Here is a 15467-nt window from a genome sequence, read left to right as displayed (position 1 = left end):
CCACTGCGCGACATGCGCTTCCTGCTCAACGAGGTGTTCGACGCCCCCGCCCTCTGGCGCCGCCTGCCGGCCCTGGCCGAGCGGGTCGACGCCGACACCGCCGAGGCCATCCTCGAAGAGGCGGCGAAGATCACCGGCGGCCTGCTCGCTCCGCTCAACCGCAGCGGCGACGAGGAAGGCGCGCAATGGCGCGACGGAGCGGTGAGCACCCCGGCCGGCTTCCGCGAGGCCTACGCCACCTACGCCGAGGGCGGCTGGGTCGGCCTGGCCGGCAACCCGGAGTACGGCGGCACCGGCATGCCGAAGATGCTCTCGGTGCAGTTCGAAGAGATGGCCTACGCCGCCAACGCCAGCTTCGCGCTCTACTCCACCCTTTCCGCCGGCGCCTGCCTGGCGCTGGACGCCCACGCCAGCGAGGCGCTCAAGCGCCAGTACCTGCCGGCCATGTACGAAGGCCGCTGGGCCGGCTCCATGTGCCTGACCGAACCCCACGCCGGCACCGACCTGGGGCTGATCCGCACCCGCGCCGAACCCAACGCCGACGGCAGCTACGCCATCAGCGGCAGCAAGATCTTCATCACCGGCGGCGAACAGGACCTGACCGAGAACATCATCCACCTGGTGCTGGCCAAGCTGCCCGACGCCCCGGCCGGCTCGCGCGGCATCTCGCTGTTCCTGGTGCCCAAGGTGCTGGTCGACGCGCAGGGCGCGCTCGGCGCGCGCAACGCCGTGAGCTGCGGCTCCATCGAACACAAGATGGGCATCAAGGCCTCGGCCACCTGCGTGATGAACTTCGACGGCGCCACCGGCTGGCTGGTGGGCGAACCGAACAAGGGCCTGGCGGCGATGTTCACCATGATGAACTACGAGCGCCTGTCCATCGGCATCCAGGGCATCGGCTGCGCCGAGATGTCCTACCAGGCGGCACGCGCCTACGCCGGCGAGCGCCTGCAGAGCCGCGCGCCAAGCGGCCCGCAGCACAAGGACAAGGCCGCCGACCCGATCATCGTGCATCCCGACGTGCGCCGCATGCTGCTGACCATGAAGGCCCTGACCGAGGGCGGCCGCGCCTTCGCCACCTACCTCGGGCAGCAGCTGGACATCGCCAAGTACGGCGACGACGCCGAGGAACGCGCCCGCGCCGAAGGCCTGGTGGCGCTGCTCACGCCGGTGGCCAAGGCGTTCTTCACCGACACCGGGCTGGAGAGCTGCGTGCACGGCCAGCAGGTGTTCGGCGGCCACGGCTACATCCGCGAATGGGGCCAGGAGCAGCTGGTGCGCGACGTGCGCATCGCGCAGATCTACGAAGGCACCAACGGTATCCAGGCGCTGGACCTGGTCGGGCGCAAGGTGCTGGCCAACGGCGGCGCGCTGCTGGCGCTGTTCGCCGGGGAAATCCGCGGCTTCGCCGACGCCGCGCCGGACGACGAGTTCAGCGCCCCGCTGCTGGGCGCCGTGGAGCAACTGGAAGCGCTGACCCGACAACTGCAGGAAAGCGCTAAGACGGACCCGCGCGCGCCCGGCGCGGCGGCGGTCGACTACCTGCACCTGTTCGGCTACACCGCCTACGCCTACATGTGGGCGCGCATGGCCCGCGCCGCCGCGCCCCAGGCCGACGACTTCCAGCGCGCCAAGCTGGCCACCGCGCGCTTCTACTACGCCCGCCTGCTGCCGCGCGCCCAGTCCCTGGCCAGCGCGGTGCGCGCCGGCAGCGAAAGCCTCTATGGCCTGGAGGCCGAGCAGTTCTGAACCCCTGTTGAGCGTGTTGCGCGGCCAGCCCTTCGGGGCGCGCCGCGCTTTTTTATTGTGTAGGAGCGAGCTTGCTCGCGAACGGTGTTCTGTCGGTGGGTCGGTGCGTGTACTGAAGAACGCCCTCTCCCTAACCCTCTCCCTGAAGGGAGAGGGGACTGTTCGGAGTGCTCGGGTATTTTGGCGTTAGCCGGCTAGCACGAAGTTGCCGACTGACGCCAAATCCATTCTCGGCACGGACAAGCCCCCTCTCCCTTCAGGGAGAGGGCTGGGGAGAGGGAACGGGGTTCATCTCAAGCACAGCTGCTGCCGGCGGGCCCCGTTCGCGAGCAAGCTCGCTCCTACAAGAGCTGCCCCGGCGTAGAATGGTGTTTTCAGCGAAGCACCGACGCCCGCCATGCCCCTCGACGACCAGACCCTGCGCGACATCTCCCGTCTCACCCTGCAGCACTACCAGGCCACCGCCGAGGGCTTCCGCGAGGGCACCCGCGACCACGACGTCAGCCAGAACATCGCCGCGCTGCTGCGGCACATCCAGGCCGAGCCGCCCTTCGCGCTGCTCGACTTCGGTTGCGGGCCGGGCCGCGATCTCTGTGTGTTCAAGGGCATGGGCCACGCGCCGGTGGGCCTGGACGGCTGCCCGGAGTTCGTCGACATGGCCCGTGACGCCAGCGGCTGCGAGGTGTGGCTGCAGGACTTCCTCGCGCTGGACCTGCCCGAGGCGCGCTTCGACGGCATCTACGCCAACGCCAGCCTGTTCCATGTGCCGCGCCAGGAGCTGCCGCGCGTGCTGGCCCAACTGCGCGCCGCACTCAGGCCCGGCGGCGTGCTGTTCGCCTCGAACCCGCGCGGGGACAATGCCGAGGGCTGGAACGGCCCGCGCTACGGCTCCTACCACGACTGGGAGAACTGGAAGCAGCTGCTCGAAGCGGCGCGCTTCGAGCAGCTGGAGCACTACTACCGGCCCGCCGGGCTGCCGCGCGAGCAGCAGCCCTGGCTGGCCAGCGTGTGGCGCCGGGTCGGCTAGTTGCTCTTGGCGGCCCAGGCGTTGAAGCGCAGTTCCAGCTCTTCGCCGTGGTCCACCCAGAAGGCGAAGTTCACCGGTACCGCCTGCTCCAGGTTGGCCGGAGCGGTGTTCAGGCGCTCCACCAGGGCCGGGTCGAGCAGCGCGGTGGTCTTGGTGTTGACCGAGCCGTAGCCCAGCTTCACCGTGTGGATCTTCTGCTGCTCGGGGCGCAGCGAGAAGGCGATGAAGTCTTCGGCTTCCTTCTTCTTCGGGCTGCCCTTGGGAATGGCCCAGGAGTCGATGGCGTACAGGCTGCCGTTCCACACCACCTTCATCGGCGCGCCTTCCTGCTGCGCGGCGAACACCCGGCCGTTGTAGGCGGTGCTCATCACCACGTCGCCGCTGGCGAGGAACTGCATGGGCTGGGCGCCCGAGTCCCACCACTGGATCGACGACTTGATCTGGTCGAGCTTACGGAACGCGCGGTCGACGCCCTCGGGGGTGGCCAGCACCTTGTACAGGTCCTGCCTGGGCACGCCGTCGGCCAGCAGGGCGATTTCCAGGGTGTACTTGGCGCCCTTGCGCAGCGAGCGCTTGCCGGGGAATTTCTGCGTGTCCCAGAAGTCCGCCCAGCCGGTCGGCGCGGTGCTCAGGCGCTTGGCGTCGTAGGCCATGGCCATCGACCACACCAGCAGGCCGGCGCCGCAATCGGAGACGGTGCCCGGCACGTAGTCGGCGACATTGCCCAGGCGCGCCGGGTCCAGTTGCTCGAACAGGCCCTCGTCGCAACCGCGCAGCAGTTCCGGGCCTTCGACCTGGACCACGTCCCAGTTGACGCTGTGGGTGTCGACCATGGCCTTGATCTTGCCCATCTCGCCGTTGTACTCGCCGGCGATCACCTTGTTGCCGGTGGCCTTCTCGAAGGGTTTGTAGAAGGCTTCGGTCTGTACGTCCTTGCTGGTGCCGCCGAAGGAGATCACGCTCAGGTCGGCCGCCATGGCGCCGGACGCCAGGCCCATCAGCAGGGCCGCCGCTATCGGGTTTTTCATTTCCACCTCTTGGCTTTGTTGTTGGCAGATTACAAGCACGCTAGGCGCCCGGCCTCTGCGGGCCGGGACGCGAGTGTAAGGGGTCAGCTGCGGTATTCGGCCTCGCCGTCGGCGATCAGCCGCAGCGCTGATTCCCAGGCCAGCAAGTGCAGGCCACCGGCCAGGGCTTCCTCTTCCTGCACGGCGACGCGCTCGCGCACCGCTTCCGGCGGGTAGCGCAGCTGGCGGCCGCCGGCCAGGGCCTGGACCTGCGCCTGGCAGGCGCGTTCGAGGAAGTAGATCTGGTTGAACGCCTCGGCGATGCAGCGCCCGGCGGCCAGCAGGCCGTGGTTGCGCAGGATCATCGCCATGTTCGGGCCGAGGTCGCGGACCAGCCGCGAGCGCTCCTCCGGGTCCAGGGCGATGCCTTCGTAGTCGTGGTAGCCCAGGCGGTTGTGGAACTTCAGCGCGTGCTGGCTGATCGGCAGCAGGCCCTCTTCCAGCGCCGACACGGCGATGCCGGCGGCGGTGTGGGTGTGGATCACGCAGGCCACGTCAGGGCGCGCGGCGTGCACCGCCGAGTGGATGTTGAAGCCGGCGCGGTTGACGCTGTCCGGGCCGAAGCGCGGGTCGATGACGTCGCCGGCGTGGTCGACCTTGACCAGGTCGGAGGCGCGCATTTCATGGAACAGCACGCCGTAGCGGTTGATCAGGTAATGCCCCGGCTCGCCGGGCACACGCGCCGAGATGTGCGTGTCGATATGGTCGGTCCAGCGGAAATGCGCGATCAGCCGGTACAGCGCGGCGAGCTCGCAGCGCGCCTGCCATTCTTCGGGGGAAATACTCGCGGGGTCGATGTTGTAAGCTGTGTCGCGCATGGCTGTTCCTTGTTATCAGGCTCGCGCGGCGTCGACGCCGCGTTCTGTCCGGAGTGTGCTGCGCCGGCCCACGGGCCGCCATGCACAGCGGCGATGGACTGCCTGCAATGCTGTTATGGTCGCCCGGCCTGTACAGTTCCGCCCCTCAGCTAGTGGACCCCTGGATGCTGTTGCTCGACCCCACCTCGGACATTCCCCTGGTCACCCAGATCGTCGACGGCATCGCCCAGGCCATCGACGAGCAGCGCCTGCGCCCCGGCGCCAAGCTGCCCTCCATCCGCAAGTTCGCCCAGACCCACGGGGTGAGCCACTTCACCGTGGTCGAGGCCTACGACCGCCTGGTGGCGCGCGGCTGCCTGAACGCGGTGCCCAACGCCGGTTTCTACGTGCGCGGCCCGGTCAGCGAGGACACCGCCGCCGAGGCGCCCACGGCGGAGTTCGACTTCGACGCCCACCTGCTGCTGCACAAGGTGTTCCAGCCGCTGGGCATGGAACTGCGCCCCGGCGTCGGCCTGCTGCCCGAGCAGTGGCTGGACGCCGAAGGCCTGCTGCGCGGCCTGCGCAGCCTGGCCCGGGAAGAGCCGGCGCAGTTCGGCAACTACGGCCACAGCAAGGGCAACCCGCGCCTGCGCGGCAAGCTCGCCGACCGCCTGGGCGACGCCGGGGTGGCCGCCAGCCCCGAGCAGATCCTGCTGACCAGCGGCGCCAGCCAGGCCCTGGACCTGGCGGTGCGCTACCTGGTGCAGCGCGGCGACCCGGTGCTGGTGGACGAGCCGGGCTACCACAACCTGTTCCTCAACCTGCGCCTGCAGGGCGCCAACCTGCTCGGGGTGCCGCGCAGCGTCGACGGCCTGGACCTGGAGCGCCTGGAGCAGCTGGTGCGCGAACACCGGCCGAAGGTCTACTTCACCCAGGCGCGGCTGCAGAGCCCGACCGGCGCCAGCCTGTCCCTGGCGGCCAGCCACCGCCTGCTGCAACTGGCCGAGAAGTACGATTTCCTGATCGTCGAGAACGACATCTACGCCGACCTCGACCCCGCCGGCCAACTGCTGCTGGCCAACCTCGACCAGCTGGCGCGGGTGATCTACATCGGCAGCCTTTCCAAGGTCATCGCCCCGGCGCTGCGGGTCGGCTTCATCGCCGCGCACCCGGAGCTGATCGAGGAGCTGGTGCCACTGAAGATGGTCGCCGGGCTGACCAGCTCGGAACTGACCGAGACCCTGGCCCTCGACATCCTCCTCCAGGGCCGCCAGCGCAAGCACGTGCGCCAGCTCCGCGAACAGCTCGGCGAGGCCCACGACAGCGTCGCCCGGCGCCTGGAAGCGGCGGGCCTGGAGCTGTTCCACGAACCGCGCGCCGGGCTGTTCCTCTGGGCCCGGCACCGCGCGGTGGACGACGCCACCCTGCTCGCCGAGCGCGCCAAGGAGGCGAAGATCCTGCTGTTCCCCGGCCAGCTGTTCATGCCCGACGGCCGCACCGTGCCCTGGCTGCGCTTCAACGTCGCCCACTCGCTGGACGAACGGCTCTACGCCTTCCTCGCCCGCCAGGGCGGCTCTTCGTAGGTCGGACAGATCGCGTTGATCCAGCGGATATCGCCAGGCGCCGCGCCAGCGCTTAGACTTGCCGCCCATCACGAACCAGCCAAGAGATCACTATGGGCGCCCAGTGGAAAGCCAAACATAAGGAAGCCGCCGCCAACGCCAAGGGCCGCGTCTTCGGCAAACTCGCCAAGGAAATCATGATCGCCGCGCGCAATGGCGCCGACCCGGACATGAACCCGAAACTGCGCCTTGTCGTCGAGCAGGCCAAGAAGGCCTCGATGCCGCGCGACACCCTGGAGCGCGCCATCAAGAAAGGCGCCGGCCTGCTCGACGGCGGCGCCAGCTTCGAGCGCGTGGTCTACGAAGGCTTCGCCCCGCACCGCGTGCCGGTGATCGTCGAATGCCTGACCGACAACGTGAACCGCACCGTGGCGGAAATCCGCGTGCTGTTCCGCAAGGGCCAGCTCGGCGCCTCCGGTTCCGTGGCCTGGGACTTCGACTACCTGGGCCTGGTGGAAGCCACCCCGGCCAGCGCCGACGCCGACCCGGAACTGGCCGCCATCGAAGCCGGCGCCCAGGACTTCGAGGCGGGCGAGGAAGACGGTGACACCCTGTTCCTCACCGACGCCACCGACCTCGACGCGGTCTGCCGCGCCCTGCCCGAGCACGGCTTCACCGTCGCCTCGGCCAAGCTCGGCTACAAGGCGAAAAACCCGGTGAGCCTGTCCGGCGCGGAGCTGGAGGAAGTCGAAGCCTTCCTCGACGCCCTGGACGGCAACGACGACGTGCAGAACCTCTACGTCGGCCTGGCCTGATACCCGGCCGAAGCCGCTGGGCCCCCGCGTTCGCGGGGGTGACGGCGGATAAAGCGTTCCGCTTTATTCGCCCTACCCCAGCCCAACCACCTGCGTAGGGCGCATAACGCCTACGGCGTTATCCGCCGCCAGCCCTATTCCGACGCATCGGCATCGCGCCCCGGCGACGGGGGTGACGGCGGATAAAGCGTTCCGCTTTATTCGCCCTACCCCGCCCCAACCGCCTGCGTAGGGCGCATAACGCCTACGGCGTTATCCGCCGCCGTCCCTATGCCGAACGCCCCATGAGTACCGCCTGGCTCGCCTCGGCCTTCTCGCGGAGGAAATCCCAGGTGGTGCGCATCCGCGCGATGTCCTTGAGCTCCGTGGGCATCAGCATCCAGAAGGTCCGCACGAACGCGATCTCGCCTTCCAGCACCGGTTGCAGCGTCGGGTCCTCCGCCGCGGCGAAGGCCGGCAGGATCGCCAGCCCGGCGCCCTCGGCCACCGCGCGCTGCTGGGCGAGGATGCTGGTGCAGCGCAGGGCCATGTGCAGCGGCCGGCCGATTTCGTCCAGGTACTGCAGCTCCTTGCTGTACAGCAGGTCGTCGACGTAGCCCACCAGCGCGTGCCCGCGCAGGTCGTCGCGGCTGCGGATCGGCTCGCGCTCGGCCAGGTAGGCCTTCGAGGCGTACAGGCGCAGCACGTAGTCGGTCAGCCGGGTGATCAGGTAGGGCCCGCGCCCGGGGCGCTCCAGGGTGATCACGATATCCGCCTCGTGGCGCGACAGCTGCAGCGCCCGCGGCACCGCCAGCAGGTCCACGCCCAGGTGCGGGTGGCGGCGGTTCAGCTCCACCAGCTGCGAGGTCAGCAGGGTCGAGCCGTAGCCCTCGGTGGCGCCGATGCGCACCTTGCCGGAAAGGTTGTCCTCGGCGCCGGCCAGGCGCTTCTCGATCACCTTGCAGGCGCTCTCCATGGCCTCGGCCTGGGGCAGCAGGCCGTGGCCAGCCTCCGTCAGGCGGTAGCCGGAAGGCTCGCGCACCAGCAGTTGCGCGCCTACGCTCTTCTCCAGCGCCTGCAGCCGCCGCGCCACCGTGGTGTGGTCCACGCCCAGGCGCCGCGCGGCCACGGTGAGTTTGCCGGCGCGGCTGAGTTCGAGGAAGAAGCGCAGGTTGTCCCAGTCCATCGGCGGCTCCAAGTGTGCAAAAACGCAGAGCATGCTTGCACATAGCCGCATTGAATTCATCAAAAATGCACTGATAGGATCAATCCACCGCCTTGAGGCACGCCCCAAGGCCCATAACAACAAACCGCCGCAGGCTGGGAGATCCGATGAGCACCCCTAACGCTGCCGTCCCCACGGTCAAACTCTTCATCGACGGCCAGCCCGTCGAGTCCACCACCCGCGAATGGCGTGACGTGGTCAACCCGGCCACCCAGGAAGTCCTGGCGCGCGTGCCCTTCGCCACCGCCGAGGAAATCGAACGCGCCGTGGCCAGCGCCAAGGCCGCGTTCAAGACCTGGAAGAAAACCCCGATCGGCGCCCGCGCGCGCATCTTCCTCAAGTACCAGCAGCTGATCCGCGAGAACATGAAGGAACTGGCGGCGATCCTCACCGCCGAACAGGGCAAGACCCTGCCCGACGCCGAAGGCGACGTGTTCCGCGGCCTGGAAGTGGTCGAGCACGCCGCGGCGATCGGCAACCTGCAGCTGGGCGAGCTGGCCAACAACGTGGCCGGCGGCGTCGACACCTTCACCCTGCTGCAGCCGCTGGGCGTCTGCGCCGGCATCACCCCGTTCAACTTCCCGGCGATGATCCCGCTGTGGATGTTCCCGATGGCCATCGCCACCGGCAACACCTTCGTCCTCAAGCCCTCCGAGCAGGACCCGATGGTGACCATGCGCCTGGTCGAACTGGCCCACGAGGCCGGGGTACCGCCGGGCGTGCTCAACGTCATCCACGGCGGCGCCGACGCGGTCAACGCGATCTGCGACCACCCGGATATCAAGGCCGTCTCCTTCGTCGGCTCCACCCGCGTCGGCACCCACGTCTACAACCGCGCCTCCCAGGCCGGCAAGCGCGTGCAGTGCATGATGGGCGCGAAGAACCACGCCATCGTGCTGCCCGACGCGAACCAGGAACAGAGCCTCAACGCCATCGCCGGCGCGGCCTTCGGCGCCGCCGGGCAGCGCTGCATGGCGCTCTCGGTGGTGATCCTGGTCGGCGAGGCGCAGCAGTGGCTGCCGAACCTGGTGGCCAAGGCCAAGTCGCTGAAGGTCAGCGGCGGCGCCGAAGCCGGCACCGACGTCGGCCCGCTGGTTTCCTGCGCCGCCCTGGACCGCGTCAGCGGCCTGATCGAGCGCGGCATTCAGGAAGGCGCCAGCCTCGACCTGGACGGCCGCAACCCGCAGGTGGCCGGCTACGCCCAGGGCAACTTCGTCGCCCCGACCATCTTCTCCGGGGTCACCGCGCAGATGAGCATCTACCGCGAGGAAATCTTCGGCCCGGTGCTGTGCGTGATGCACGCCGCCACCTTCGACGAAGCCATCGCGCTGATCAACGCCAACCCGAACGGCAACGGCACCGCGCTGTTCACCCGTTCTGGCGCCGCCGCGCGGCACTTCAAGGAAGAGATCGACGTCGGCCAGGTGGGCATCAACGTGCCGATCCCGGTGCCGGTGCCGCTGTTCTCCTTCAGCGGTTCGCGCGGCTCCAAGCTCGGCGACCTGGGCCCGTACGGCAAGCAGGTGGTGCAGTTCTACACCCAGACCAAGACCGTCACCGAGCGCTGGTTCGACGAGAACGAGGTCGGCGGTGCGGTGAACACCACCATCGAGCTCAAGTAACCCCGAAAAACCCGCCCGCGCGCCCCGCCGGCCCAAGCCTCGGAGACAGGACGCTCCCCGGCCTCTGGCCACGCGCGGTGCGGGCCCTATTCGCGACACCCTTCCCCGCCCGCGCGGGGCAGCACAACGACAACAGGCAAGGGGACAGCACATGCGCATCGGTTTCATCGGACTCGGCAACATGGGCGGCCCCATGGCCGCCAACCTGCTCAAGGCCGGCTTCGACCTGAGCGTCTTCGACCTTTCCAGCGCCGCCGTGCAGGCCGCCGTCGGCCAGGGCGCCAAGGCCGTGGCCTCGCCCGCGGACCTGGCCAGCGCGGACGTGGAAGTGATCATCAGCATGCTGCCCGCGGCGGCCCACGTGAAGCAGGTCTACCTGGGCGCCGAGGGCCTGCTGGCCAAGGTCCAGCCCGGCGTGCTGCTGATCGACTCCTCCACCATCGACCCGCACAGCGCCCGCGAGGTGTCGGCGGCGGCGCAGGCCCAGGGCAACCCGATGCTCGACGCGCCGGTCTCCGGCGGCACCGCCGGCGCCGCGGCCGGCACCCTGACCTTCATGGTCGGCGGCGACGCGGCCGACTTCGAGCGCGCGCGGCCGGTGCTCGCGGCCATGGGCAAGAACCTCGTGCACTGCGGCGGCGCCGGCAACGGCCAGGTGGCCAAGGTGGCGAACAACCTGCTGCTGGGCATCAGCATGATCGGCGCGGCCGAGGCCATGTCGCTGGGCGTGAAGCTGGGCATGGACGCGGAGGTCCTGGCCGGCATCATCAACACTTCCAGCGGCCGCTGCTGGGCCTCGGAGATCAACAACCCGCTGACTGGCGCGCCGGCCGCGCGCGGCTACAGCGGCGGCTTCGGCACCGACCTGATGCTCAAGGACCTCGGCCTGGCCAGCGAAGCGGCGCGCCAGGCGCGCCAGCCGGTGCTGCTCGGCGCGCTGGCCCAGCAGCTGTTCCAGACCTTCAGCAACCAGGGCAACGGCCAGCTGGACTTCTCGGCCATCGTCAAGCTCTACCAGCAGGACTGAAGCAACGGCCCCTGGCCCCAGGCCAGGGGCCGGCGGCTCAGGGCAAGGTATTCTTGTAGACCTTGCCGTCCTTCATGATGACCCGCAGGTTGCGCGCCGGATCCTGCAGCAGCTTGATGTCGGTGAGCGGGTCGCCATCCACCAGCAGCAGGTCCGCCAGCGCGCCCTCCTGCACCACCCCGAGCTTGCCCGGATACGGGTTGCGCGGCCCCGACAGCGCGAGCAGCTCGGCGTTGTCGGCGGTCGCCTGCTTGAGGACTTCCGCCGGCGAGAACCAGGTGGTGAGTTTCGGCAGGTAGAACGGCAGGCGCTCGGCGCCCTTGGCGTTCATCTGGATGTCGGTGCCGAAGGCGACGCGCACGCCGAGCTTGCGCGCCTGCTGGTAGGCCCTGGCGGTCCCCTCGGCGACCTGGCGGTACTTGCGCTCGTTGTCCGAGCCCGGCACGGTGGGAATCGCGTCCTCGTCCTCGAGGAACGGCTGCAGGCTCAGCCAGACCTTGCGCTCGGCCAGCAGCTTCAGGGTCGGCTCGTCGATCAGTTGCCCGTGCTCGATGCATTTCACCCCGGCCTCCACCGCCATGCGGATCGCCTTGGGCGTATAGGCGTGGACGGTGACGTAGGTCCCCCAATTGTCGGCGTCGGCCACCGCCGCGGCGATTTCCTCCCTGGTGTATTCGGTGACGTCGACCGGGTCGTAGTTCGAGCTGACCCCGCCGCCCACCGCGAGCTTGATCTGGCTGGCGCCGCGCATCAGGTTCTCGCGCACCACCTTGTGCACCTCGGCAACGCCGTCGGCGACGGCGGTGTAGCCCAGGCGCACGCTGGCGATCGGCGTCGGGTTGGCGCTGCCGGGCAAGTCGCTGAGCTGGCGGAAGTCACTGTGCCCGGAGGTCTGCGAGACCATCGGCCCGGACGGCCAGATGCGCGGCCCGGGCACCAGGCCCTCGTCGATCGCGCGCTTGAGGCCGAACGCCGGCCCGCTGACGTCCCGCGCCGAGGTGAAGCCGGCCATCAGGAAATCGCGGGCGGCGGCGGCCTCGCGAATCTGCAGGTAGACGGGATCGGCCGTCATCATCACCGGCAGCGGCAGGGTCCAGAAGGTCAGGTGCGCGTGGTTGTCGATCAGCCCGGGCATCAGCGTCCGCCCACCGCCGTCGAGCGTCTGCGCGGGGGCCTCGCCCTCGGCCACCTGGGCGCCGGAGGCGATGCGCGCGATGCGGTTGCCGCGGATCAGCACGTCGGTGGGCGCGGAGAGGCTGGTCGCCTTGCCATCGAAGACCCGCACATTGCGGATCAGCACCGACGCCTCGGCCGGAGCGGTCGCCTCAGGGGCCGCTGTGGCGACGCTGGAGGCCAGCAACAGGCCCAGGGAAACGGCGCAGCCTCTCATCGAGGCCAGGTAGCTGTGGGGGCGCATGGGCAATCTCCAGGCAGGTTTTTTTTCAAGGGCGCCGGCATGCGCCAGCGACGGGCTCATCGGGCTAGAAGCGCACATAGGTACCAACCCCCGTGTAGAAGCTGCTGGCGAAGTCGTCCGACGCCGGGCGGATGTATTGCACGTCCAGGCTGATGCGCAACCAGGGTGTCACCGCGATGTTGTAGAAGGTTTCGATGCCGGACTCATCCGTCAGCGGATAGATCGAGCGCAGCTCGTCCTTGAGGTCGTCGCTGACCCCGAAGCGGAAGTAGGCGACGCCGAAACGGTCGTCCGGGCGCCCCGGCAGCAGGCCATTGCCGCCCAGGCCGACGTAGGTGCTCCAGCGCTGGTTGTTGGGGTTGCCGTCGGCGCGCGCCAGTTCGGCGAAAACGCCCCAGCCGCGCTTCGGGTCCAGCGGGTCCTGGACGAGGTACTGCTGCATCGACAGGCTGCCGTACCAGGAGCCCTTCTTCTCGTTGAGCGGCTCGCGGCTGGTCACCGACTCGACCAGTTGGCTGAAGTCCGGCCCGCGCCGGGTGCTGTAGATACCCTTGATGCCGTAGTTGCCGCTGCGCCCGGCCACCGAGGTCTTCAGCGTGGCGGTGGCCATGAGGTTGGTGCCTTCGTCGAAGAGGTGTTCGAACAGCTTGGTGTTGCTGCCGTCCTGGGCATCGAACAGGGTCAGCGAGTAACTCACCGGCTGGGTATTGATGCGCAGTTGCGTGCCATAGATGGTGGGTGGCGACACCCCGGTGATCGGCGTGGCCAGGCTGGCGTTCCAGAAGGTGTCCACCCCGCCGCCGCCGCGCAGCGGCGTGCCGCGGGCGAACTCGACCAGGTTCAGCTTGCCCGCCAGCAGCGAGTAGGTGCTGGAAAAGTCCTTCTGCAGGTAAAGCGCCATCACATCGTCGGCGTCACTGCCCTCGATGCCGGGAAAGAACTCCGCCGCGTTCGCCGGAATCAGCGAACCGTTCTGGCCATTGAGGGTGGTGCCCTGGTTGAAGTTGCCCTGCACGGTCAGCGAATAGCCTTCGCCGATGCCCATGCGCGACAGGTCCAGGCGCAGCAGCGCGTCCCACTTGCCGCCATAGGCGTTGCGTCGGTCGTTGCGCGGGTCGTCGCGCCCCAGGTGCTGGTAGAACTGGCTCCATTCCAGGCGCAGGTCGACGCCGGCCTCGCGCAGGTCCGGGCCGGCGCCGAACCAGTCGCCGGTCAGGCCGGCGGGTGGGGTCTTGGGTGGGGGCTTGGATCGAGTGTCGGAGGGCTCCGCGGGCATGGCGGACAGTGGGCAGCACAACAGAAGCAGGGCAATGGCACGTCGCATTGTCGGAATCTCCCTTTTGCTCAGGGCTTTTCCGAAATGTCGTCCGGTGGCCAGAAAAACTCTGTCGGGAATTTGCGCCTCGCCGCCAGATACCCTGCGCGAGGGCCAACTCAGCTAAGCTAGCCCTCTTCCTGGGCGCTGCCCAGCAGTTATGTTTTGCCGCAGGTAACCCGCGCATGATCCTCCGCCCGCAAACCCCCACGCTCTGGGTGCTGCTGTTCTCGCTCAAGGGTTCGATCATCCCGGCGATCTGGCGCAAGGTGCTCTACACGGTGCTGCTCAGTTCGCTGGTGGTGGCCACCCACGGCACGCTCTACCACTACAAGGTGGTGATCACCTCCACGCCCTTCACCCTCTGGGGCCTGACCCTGGCGATCTTCCTCGGCTTCCGCAACAACGTGGCCTACCAGCGCTTCTGGGAGGCGCGCACGCTGTGGGGCGAACTGCTGATCGTGTCGCGCAACCTGGCGCGGCAGAGCCTGTCGCTGCTGCCCGGCCTGGACGACAGCGGGCGCCGCGTCCTCATCGAGCGCCTGGCGGCGTTCGCCTACGTGCTGCGCGACCAACTGCGCGGGCGCCCGCAGAGCGACGACGCCCGACGCCTGCTCGGCGACGAGCTGGCCGACGCCCTGGCACACACGCCGAACCCCGGCAACGCCCTGCTCGCCCGCCTCGGTCGCGACTTCGCCGAGGCCGGCCGGCGCGGCGGCGCCAGCGACATGGCGCAGGCCAACGTCGACCAGCAACTGAGCCGGCTGTCCTACGTGCTCGGCGGCTGCGAGCGGATCAGGGGCACGCCCATCCCCTACCCGTACATCCTGATGCTGCACCGCATCGTCCACGTGTACTGCTTCCTGCTGCCGTTCTGCCTGGTCGACAGCATCGGCTGGTTCACCCCGCTGGCGGTGTGCGTGCTGGCCTACACCTTCTTCGGCCTGGACGCCCTCGGCGACCAGATCGCCGACCCTTTCGACACCCAGCCCAACGACCTGCCGCTGGACGCCATGAGCCGCAACCTGGAAATCGCCATGCTGGAAATCCTCGGCGAGCAGGAGCTGCCGGCGCCGCTGCAGCCGGTGGACGGGCTGCTGCTCTGACCGACGAGGAAATTCCATGAGCCACCTGAAAGACGTCCCCCTGGCCAAGGCCTACCTGCTGCTCAACCACGGCCCCTCGACCCTCGTCACCAGCGAGCACGACGGCGTGGCCAACGTGATGGCGGCGGCCTGGGTCATGCCGCTGGACTTCGACCCGCCGAAGCTGATGCTGGTGCTGGACCGCAACACCTGGTCGCGGCACCTGGTGGAAGGCGCCGGCACCTTCGTCATCCAGCTGCCGTCGCGGCGCCAGGCCGAGCTGACCCTGGCGGTGGGCTCGAGCAACGGCGGCGAGCTGGACAAGTTCGCCCGCTACGACATCGCCACCGCCCGCGCCCGTGAAGTGCAGGCGCCGATCGTCGAAGGCTGCGTGGCCTACCTGGAATGCAAGGTGATCGACGAGCCGCACAACCAGCAGAAGTACGACCTGTTCATCGCCGAAGTCGTGGCCGCCTACGCCGACGAACGCGCGTTCTCCAATGGCCGCTGGCATTTCCCGGACGATGAGCTGCGGACCATCCACTACCAGGCGGGCGGGGCTTTCTTCGCGACCGGCGAGGCGTTTCAGGTCGCGAAGGCGCAGGCTTGACGAGCCCCTCTCCCCAACCCTCTCCCTGAAGGGAGAGGGGGCCGTTCGGCATGGGCGGAAAGTCCTGCGTTAGCCGGAAACGTTAGGCATGCACCAATGGTTGCGCAGGCACGGAGTGGCCCCCTCTCCCGCTTGCGGGAGAGGGCTGGGGAGAGGGCCGCCGCGCTCGA

Annotated in this window: 13 protein-coding genes; 8 read left to right on the top strand and 5 right to left on the bottom strand. The window is 68.9% G+C overall.

Translation table 11 applies throughout. The features are described 5' to 3' along the window. On the top strand, positions 1-1749 hold a 1749-nt coding region (locus P3W75_RS27420), incomplete at its 5' end, for an acyl-CoA dehydrogenase C-terminal domain-containing protein (protein ID WP_276230461.1). 397 nt (positions 1750-2146) lie between these two features. Beyond that, positions 2147-2776, top strand: a complete 630-nt coding sequence (locus P3W75_RS27415; protein WP_276230460.1) for a class I SAM-dependent methyltransferase — start codon at positions 2147-2149, stop codon at positions 2774-2776. Here the strand turns inward: P3W75_RS27415 and P3W75_RS27410 are convergent. Further along, entirely contained in the window at positions 2773-3804 is a 1032-nt protein-coding gene (locus tag P3W75_RS27410) for an ABC transporter substrate-binding protein (RefSeq protein ID WP_276230459.1), read from the bottom strand. The genes P3W75_RS27415 and P3W75_RS27410 overlap by 4 nt on opposite strands. 83 nt (positions 3805-3887) lie before the next feature. Next, complete coding sequence (locus tag P3W75_RS27405) at positions 3888-4661, bottom strand: class II aldolase/adducin family protein (RefSeq protein WP_276230458.1); 774 nt, start codon at positions 4659-4661, stop codon at positions 3888-3890. Positions 4662-4825: 164 nt separating this feature from the next. Between P3W75_RS27405 and P3W75_RS27400 the strand changes: the two genes are divergently transcribed. Together P3W75_RS27400 and P3W75_RS27395 are read left to right on the top strand one after the other, a co-directional pair. Continuing rightward, entirely contained in the window at positions 4826-6223 is a 1398-nt protein-coding gene (locus P3W75_RS27400; RefSeq protein ID WP_276230457.1) for a PLP-dependent aminotransferase family protein, read from the top strand. A gap of 92 nt (positions 6224-6315) precedes the next feature. Continuing rightward, positions 6316-7017, top strand: coding sequence for a YebC/PmpR family DNA-binding transcriptional regulator (locus P3W75_RS27395; RefSeq protein WP_276230456.1), 702 nt, complete (start codon positions 6316-6318; stop codon positions 7015-7017). Positions 7018-7285: 268 nt separating this feature from the next. Here the strand turns inward: P3W75_RS27395 and P3W75_RS27390 are convergent, their stop codons facing one another. Then, entirely contained in the window at positions 7286-8182 is an 897-nt protein-coding gene (locus P3W75_RS27390; RefSeq protein ID WP_276230455.1) for a LysR family transcriptional regulator, read from the bottom strand. A gap of 146 nt (positions 8183-8328) precedes the next feature. On the opposite strand from P3W75_RS27390, the gene P3W75_RS27385 reads away from it, so the two are divergent. Both P3W75_RS27385 and mmsB read left to right on the top strand, forming a co-directional pair. Next, positions 8329-9843, top strand: a complete 1515-nt coding sequence (locus P3W75_RS27385; RefSeq protein ID WP_276230454.1) for a CoA-acylating methylmalonate-semialdehyde dehydrogenase — start codon at positions 8329-8331, stop codon at positions 9841-9843. Positions 9844-9994: 151 nt separating this feature from the next. Beyond that, positions 9995-10870, top strand: a complete 876-nt coding sequence (gene mmsB, locus P3W75_RS27380) for a 3-hydroxyisobutyrate dehydrogenase (RefSeq protein ID WP_276230453.1) — start codon at positions 9995-9997, stop codon at positions 10868-10870. A gap of 37 nt (positions 10871-10907) precedes the next feature. On the opposite strand, the gene P3W75_RS27375 is transcribed toward mmsB, so the two are convergent. Together P3W75_RS27375 and P3W75_RS27370 are read right to left on the bottom strand one after the other, a co-directional pair. Next, positions 10908-12287 carry a metal-dependent hydrolase family protein gene (locus P3W75_RS27375; protein WP_276230452.1) on the bottom strand — a complete coding sequence of 460 codons (1380 nt, stop codon included), beginning with the start codon at positions 12285-12287 and terminating at the stop codon, positions 10908-10910. 64 nt (positions 12288-12351) lie between these two features. Further along, complete coding sequence (locus tag P3W75_RS27370; protein ID WP_276230451.1) at positions 12352-13611, bottom strand: carbohydrate porin; 1260 nt, start codon at positions 13609-13611, stop codon at positions 12352-12354. Positions 13612-13787: 176 nt separating this feature from the next. Here P3W75_RS27370 and P3W75_RS27365 point away from each other — a divergent pair, with 176 nt between their 5' ends. Beyond that, positions 13788-14708, top strand: a complete 921-nt coding sequence (locus tag P3W75_RS27365; protein WP_276230450.1) for a bestrophin family protein — start codon at positions 13788-13790, stop codon at positions 14706-14708. A 16-nt stretch (positions 14709-14724) separates the two neighbouring features. Then, positions 14725-15297: a flavin reductase family protein gene (locus tag P3W75_RS27360; RefSeq protein ID WP_276230449.1), complete on the top strand. Its 573-nt coding sequence runs from the start codon at positions 14725-14727 to the stop codon at positions 15295-15297. The last annotated feature ends 170 nt before the right edge of the window (positions 15298-15467 follow it).

The organism is Pseudomonas citronellolis, from assembly GCF_029335315.1.
GTDB classification, from domain to species: domain Bacteria; phylum Pseudomonadota; class Gammaproteobacteria; order Pseudomonadales; family Pseudomonadaceae; genus Pseudomonas; species Pseudomonas citronellolis_A.
Note: the sequence above shows the minus strand (reverse complement) of the source record. Positions and strands in the feature narration are given on the sequence as shown.